Consider the following 3,285-nt stretch of genomic DNA (forward strand, 5'->3'; position numbering starts at 1 on the left):
ATAGCGAGTATTACCGACAATATTAAAAGCCACTCGGATGGAGTGGCTCTGTATTGGAGTGCCTTGTTGATGGCTTCTCGAATTTTTGACACAACTATTCCTCAGCAGATTGCTGTAATGGGGGGGCTAGGGTGCCGTCCATGGCCAGTAAGTCCGTTTACTTTTCTTTTCCTATAAGCCTCTTTTGCCCATCAAATACCTGAGCTCGCTCTTCTGCATCCAATGCGTCGAGATATAGCCATCCTGGCCTACGTACTGGCTTTCCTTTTTTTAATCCATCGAATTGAGCGAGGGCGTATTCCACAGCATCCTTGCTGGTCTTACTCCTGTGATTGTCATCGTATTTCATGGTGACCCCTTATTTTGTGTATTACGGGGTGCGGGGGATGCGTTTTAGAACGGGATATCATCATCAAAATCAGGAGCTTGTTTTGCAGCTTGTTGCTGGCGTTGCTGAGCAACTTGCTGAAGTCGAGACTGTGGTTGCGCGCCATTTCCGAGCATAGAACGTTGCGTTTGCTGTCCACTCATAGCTTGAGTCCCTGGCTGCTCCCGCTCGTCCTTGTCTTTTAGAACGAGCAGTAACTTATCAACTGCTTCAGCAGGCGTGCCATCAACAGCTTCTTTGAATGTCTTGCGGGAGGTTGAACTAAAAGCCTGTTTGATATCGAATTTGTAGCCGTCTCCTCCATCGGATTTGGTGTACAGAACTTTCTGAAGGACAAAACCAATCGGTTTGCCTTCGAGCTCAGGGCAGTGCAACTCGACCTCTTGCTCTCCCTGAACTTCGACTGCATTCAGTTGCTTGATTTTGTTCAGCCCCATGATGGCGTGTATCAGGGCAGATCCGTGCTTTAATGGGCTACCATCGCGGCCTTTATAGTTAATGCGAAGGTAATTTATCTTGCCAATATCCGACTCAAGGCAGAGTTCCATCGCCTCAGATTGTGAATCACGGCCACTGGTGAAAATGGCCGAGGCAATATTGCCTACATAAGCGCCAGTTTCAGATGCGCCGCCAGCGCCAGCGGTTTTGGCAGAATCTTGGTCAAAAGTGAAGATTGGTTGCATTATTCTGATGCTCCATCGTTAAGTTCGTAATAGTCCCGTATCGCTATATCTACAGCGTTAAGGTCGTTATCTATTTGTTGAGAATTGAAAAGGCCAATAGGGGATTTGACCGGGTCAGTACCATCGGTTTGTGTTGAGAAGTAGTAGCGTCCATCCATGACGCCAGTGCGAAGAGCTATGCCGAACATCCCTTCAACAGTGATTTTTTCGTCCAGCATTTTGCCGATGGTTTTCATTTTTACCCGGCCTGATTGTGTTTCTTCTGTGTGTGCCATGAAATAGACAATCAGGTCATCTTCAGCGGCCTGGGCAGCCCTGATGACATCCCACGCGCCGCCGCCAATTTCAGTAAATTTCTCATAAGACTTTTCACTGCGACGCCGCATAAACTGATTGCCCATTACATATTGAAAATCATCCACGATGACGATTTTCTTTTTTGCACGTCGGGCAAAATTGATGACGGTGATAATGTCCGTGGGAATATCTGTGAAAAAAACATTACCGGTTTTGGCTTCAAAATCCCGAGGCTTCCAGTCTTTGGATTTGAAGGGTAGCCGCTTGTTTTCCGGGTTAACCAAAAAACAATCGGCAGCATTGAGATTGCGCATGCTGGTAGACTTCCCTGTCCCAGACTCGCCGAGGATCAGTACTGGAGTACCCATTAGACGATAGCCCCCATCGCATGTTTCATTGTGTATTCCTGGTCTTCGTTCAGTTCCATGTTTGACAGGCACCAACGGAAGTAACCAGGGTCTTCACTGGCGATATCGGCAAAAGTCTTCCCTTTGTGTTTACCGAATGCCATCGCGTGGAGTAGGGATGGTCGTTTAGTGATTTCCCGCATTTCAGCAACAGTCCATCGCGCTATGCGGTTCATGTGAAGCAGCAACTCAGCTGTAACGTAGCAGTCGTACAGCGCCCTGTGTGCGTGGAGTCCTTCCGGCACATCAGGGTTTAATCCATGCGCATAGCGAAGATACTGATTTCCATGACCTCCTTCCGGCCATAGCTTGCGTGATAACTTAAGAGTGCAAACCCACGGCGCGGTAATCTGAGGCAACTTTTCACGGTCAAAGGCCGCGTTGTGCGCAACGTAGATATCAGCATCAAGGTATTTATCAATTACGTGCTCAATAATAGGGGCGTCAGCAACCATGCTTTCGGTGATGTGATGTATTGCCATTGCTTCGAAGCTGATTGCCTCAGTGGGCTTCACAAAGTCACTCATTGGGTTACAAATCTTGCCGTCCACAATATCTACGCTGGCTATTTCAAGAACACTGCCTTCAAAGCTGGTCGTTTCGGTATCAATTACACGAAAAATCATGATGGGTTCCTGATGTTCGGGCATCGTCATTGGCGTTTATTTGAGCCAGTTGTTGAGCTATCCGATCAAGGTCGGAGGCTTCCAGTTGATTGTCGATGCAGAGTGATAAAATGAAGTCTTCGAGGCGGGTTTGCTGCGTTACGGCTAGCTCCATACGACCCCCGAGATGAAAAAGCAGATAGCCATCAGCAAAAACATCAGCGCGGGCTGTAGCTTTTGTGAGATCCATTTCGATGGCTTAATCTCAAAATCCTTTCCTGTTAGCTGATAACGATGCTGCATTTGTAGATACATATTTACTTCGCCCATGATGCTCTCCGGTTAACTGTTACGGATGCTCTTGGGCGTCCGACTGTTGATTGATAAATCGCCGCACAATTACCTTCATGGCAGAATGTGTGACGCTCTGAATGTTTGTAGAATTGGATGGATGCTTTTTTTAAATCTTCTGGCAGCCGAAGTTTTCCGCAGTAATCACACGCTTCAGCATCAAGATGCTCTGTGGCTGATTGAATAACAGTGCCAATATCAAATCGGCGCTGAACTCCCTGGCTGTCGGTGTAGTGCACGAATTCAGCAGGGCGGTTTTTGTAGTCAGGCTCTGTATTGCAACCGTCGAAAGTAACTATTTGGTTTCCTAATTTCAGCAGAGCGCCAGGAAGCATTTGAGCAAGGCGTTCTTTTGATACTTTTTGAATTGTCTTCATGGCGTTCTCCTGATTTTTTCCCACGACAAAGCCGCCAACGATGATTTGTCAGGCTTATTCTGGGGATTGGTGGGGGTGGGGAGTTACTCGGTTACTTCTTCAAACTCGCCATTCTCATTCAGCGAATACCAAACATCCGGCTTAATTCCGTTCTCGCCTACTTTACTGGCACGGATA

At 47.3% G+C, this 3,285-nt stretch carries 6 protein-coding genes; all 6 read right to left on the minus strand.

Annotated features, from left to right (window positions below; translation table 11 throughout):
• Positions 1-157 precede the first annotated feature (157 nt).
• The 6 genes from DBA33_RS20010 to DBA33_RS20030 all read right to left on the minus strand — a co-directional run bounded on the left by DBA33_RS20010 (position 158) and on the right by DBA33_RS20030 (position 3,108).
• On the minus strand, positions 158-349 hold the full coding sequence (locus DBA33_RS20010; protein WP_120807091.1) for a hypothetical protein: 192 nt from the start codon (positions 347-349) through the stop codon (positions 158-160).
• A gap of 44 nt (positions 350-393) precedes the next feature.
• Positions 394-1,071 carry a hypothetical protein gene (locus DBA33_RS20015; RefSeq protein WP_120807092.1) on the minus strand — a complete coding sequence of 226 codons (678 nt, stop codon included), beginning with the start codon at positions 1,069-1,071 and terminating at the stop codon, positions 394-396.
• Complete coding sequence (locus tag DBA33_RS20020; RefSeq protein WP_011816505.1) at positions 1,071-1,736, minus strand: AAA family ATPase; 666 nt, start codon at positions 1,734-1,736, stop codon at positions 1,071-1,073. The genes DBA33_RS20015 and DBA33_RS20020 overlap by 1 nt, the downstream gene beginning before the upstream one ends.
• A complete protein-coding gene (gene exoX, locus DBA33_RS20025; protein WP_120807093.1) occupies positions 1,736-2,401 on the minus strand; it encodes an exodeoxyribonuclease X in 666 nt (221 codons plus the stop codon). Before exoX ends, DBA33_RS20020 begins: the two co-directional genes overlap by 1 nt.
• Entirely contained in the window at positions 2,382-2,630 is a 249-nt protein-coding gene (locus tag DBA33_RS20755) for a hypothetical protein (RefSeq protein WP_162975252.1), read from the minus strand. The genes exoX and DBA33_RS20755 overlap by 20 nt, the downstream gene beginning before the upstream one ends.
• Positions 2,631-2,697: 67 nt before the next feature.
• A complete protein-coding gene (locus DBA33_RS20030) occupies positions 2,698-3,108 on the minus strand; it encodes a hypothetical protein (protein ID WP_120807094.1) in 411 nt (136 codons plus the stop codon).
• Positions 3,109-3,285: the final 177 nt, after the last annotated feature.

It is taken from the genome of Yersinia sp. IP36721 (assembly GCF_003634395.1).
Classification (GTDB): domain Bacteria; phylum Pseudomonadota; class Gammaproteobacteria; order Enterobacterales; family Enterobacteriaceae; genus Yersinia; species Yersinia entomophaga.

What these genes read in the sequence shown, in the direction of transcription:
- DBA33_RS20010 (WP_120807091.1), bottom strand. Translation starts at nt 349, where the DNA reads ATGAAATACGATGACAATCACAGGAGTAAGACCAGCAAGGATGCTGTG.
- exoX (WP_120807093.1), bottom strand. Translation starts at nt 2,401, where the DNA reads ATGATTTTTCGTGTAATTGATACCGAAACGACCAGCTTTGAAGGCAGT.
- DBA33_RS20755 (WP_162975252.1), bottom strand. Translation starts at nt 2,630, where the DNA reads ATGGATCTCACAAAAGCTACAGCCCGCGCTGATGTTTTTGCTGATGGC.
- DBA33_RS20030 (WP_120807094.1), bottom strand. Translation starts at nt 3,108, where the DNA reads ATGAAGACAATTCAAAAAGTATCAAAAGAACGCCTTGCTCAAATGCTT.
- DBA33_RS20015 (WP_120807092.1), bottom strand. Translation starts at nt 1,071, where the DNA reads ATGCAACCAATCTTCACTTTTGACCAAGATTCTGCCAAAACCGCTGGC.
- DBA33_RS20020 (WP_011816505.1), bottom strand. Translation starts at nt 1,736, where the DNA reads ATGGGTACTCCAGTACTGATCCTCGGCGAGTCTGGGACAGGGAAGTCT.